The sequence below is a fragment of the Stenotrophomonas sp. 05L414_2 genome (assembly GCF_056397905.1).
On record NZ_JBFTOJ010000280.1, the window covers coordinates 1 to 2,545 of the forward strand.

Here is a 2,545-nt window from a genome sequence, read left to right on the forward strand (position 1 = left end):
GTCGTACTCCCTGCCTGTGAATCTGATGGTGCCTGGGTCGGCGGCGTCGTACTCCGAGACAATCAACGGTCGCCACAGTGCGTCGTAGTACGCGATGGAAACTCGGTTTCCAGTAATGGTTGTTTTTCGCCAATGGCCAGCCGCAACGCCGTACTCGTCGCCCATGACCTGAACAAAGCTCTGGTTCATCGGGCTCCAGGCGGTGCTATCTCCACTCGGGTAGTCAATGCCCGCCACCCGTCCCATCGCGTCATAGCGATATCCGGTCGAGAACCCGTTCTGATCGGTGACTTGGCTAATCCAGCCGCGATCATCCACGACAGCGCTTTGCGTTGTGCCATCAGGGAAGCTGATCAGCTGCGGAACACCGCGCTTCCAAGAGCCCAGCACGATAGTGTTCCCATTTCCATCGCGCACGTATGCGATGGTGCCATCAGTGTTGTAGCCAAGCGATTGGGTCAACTTCCCAAATGCCCAGAACTGCGTGGGTCGAGAGGTGACAGGATCGAACGTCGCCTGATCGGCGAGGACGCCATTGATCGCACGAGTAGCAACTTGACCCAGAATCCACGAGCTTTCGTTGTCATGGTAGCTCAGGGTTTCCAAGGTAGTGGCGGCCCAGGCTTGTGGAAGGCTGGCCGTTGCAACCAGAGCAGCTGCGAGCAGCGTCTTGTGCGGGTATGTGCTTCTACGAGGCGATTTACGTGCCATACGCTTCCCTAAATTGTGGGACGCAGCGCACGAGCGCTGCCATTCGACTGCCTGTCGTAGCTCACCCTCAGGGCGAGCTGGATCGCGTGATCTTCAGCGGCCTTGCATAAGCGTCAAACTGATCCACGCGATAGAGAAATGTATTTCCATCCTGCGTGGTGGTGCGTGACTCCAATGGCTTGGGTAGCTCTTCTTCCTTCGAGCATGACCAACAGGGATTGCTGCCAATCCGGGCATAGCTGCCGTCCGAGCTACGCCGGTACTGGGTGTCTATCCGCCGCAGCACTCCCTGCGTATTCCCGCGTTCCTCACTCAGCAGCTGGCCTTCGAGATCTCCGTACTTCTGACTGAAGGTGAAGCGATCCCAGCTGCCGTCCTCGCGAGTAACGGTGAGTGCGCGCGTCTCGGGGCACGGCGTAGTCGAGCAGTAGACATGTTGTCCAGTGTCCAGGCTCGCAGCAAGCGGCGTGTACTGGTAGCTCCATGTCATGGTCGCGAGCCCGGGCCCTGAGATGACCTTGCGATCCAGTGCCAGCACGGTCAGGAGGTGGGACTCCACCGGATAGAAGATCTGCGTGAAGGGCCGGCAGGTGTTCGGCGCATTGGTTCTGCCATGAAGTCGGTAGCTCATTTCAAATGTGCCCCTGGCTCCTGAAGGATGAGTCATGACCACCGTTGCGGATGAGCTTGGACCAGGTGTGAACGGCACAAAGTCTGCACAGTTCCTCCAGCCGCCAATGGGGTTATCGAACGCAGCTCCGGCATCAAATGACCAACTCGATCCATCTGGAAGTGCCACGCGGGTGAGCTTGCGATCGACAGTGCTGCCGGTGTACTCATAGTTCCAAGTGCGGCCATTGGCGACGACACTCTGTACCCCGTCAGCCCCTGAGTTCACCGTAATGGAGCGGCCGTCGCTCGCGCTCATCACGACCTGACTTGGGGAGTAGGTGAAGGTAATGAAGTTGCCGTTCCTGTCCTCGATACGGGTCGGCAACGCGCGGAACTCACGCAGTCCCATCGTGCTCGTGTAGTTGAAGAAGCCATTACCGTAGTTCGCGGTCATGGTTCCGCGGGGTATAGCCACAATGCGGTCAAACCAGTACCTGTCCCCATTGGGGGCATGCGCCATGAAGGCCTCCCCGCTCTCGCCGTTGCTGGTGCTCGGAAGGCAGGAAAACACCCAGCGATCAGCGGTGGTCCAGTGATAGGCACGACCGTCCGTAGGTTGCTTGGCACCCGCAGCCATGATGATCATGGGCTTGCTGTCGCTCCCGGGAAGGCTCAGGGAGAGCCCGCCCCAGAAAAAGTGCGGATCAAAGGAGAAGCCGACGTTTCCTTGCCCGCCACTCACATACTCGGATGGAGCGCTGGCCTGCTGAGGTGAATTCAGTGGGATCGAACAACGACGTAGTGGCTCGCCCGGCACCATGGACACCCAGCCACTCTGCCCAAACATGCCTGAGATGTAGGGCAGGTCAAAATCCCAGTCCCTCATCGATTTGAGGGTGTCCCGGCGCCCGCCCATTTTCAATGTGCGCGAGAACCGCATTGGCAATGCGTTGTTTCCAGGTAGATCAACATCAACCTGGGTGAACTGGATGCCGCCCGTATAGAGGCTGACCCTGTCACCGAACAGGTCGTTACCCAACACCGTGAGTTCGCTCAGGCCCTTGAGCTTGTCTTCGTAGAAGACGCCCGCCTGCGATGAGGTCAGTGGCGCGCCAGTCTGTGCTTGAGCAGCGGCAGCGAGTGTCAGCAAAAATAGATTGAGGACAGCACTGATGACTTTGGAATGCAATGACACGTACGTCTCCATGTAGCGCTGGCTGAG

The 2,545-nt window shown here is 58.5% G+C and carries 1 protein-coding gene and 1 pseudogene; both read right to left on the reverse strand.

The features are described 5' to 3' along the window. Positions 1-711 (reverse strand): RHS repeat domain-containing protein (locus tag AC1DJN_RS21515; RefSeq protein ID WP_478040180.1); only part of this gene is annotated, 711 nt, incomplete at its 3' end. A 67-nt stretch (positions 712-778) separates the two neighbouring features. After that, a pseudogene (locus tag AC1DJN_RS21520) lies at positions 779-2,545 on the reverse strand (hypothetical protein); the annotation flags it as partial.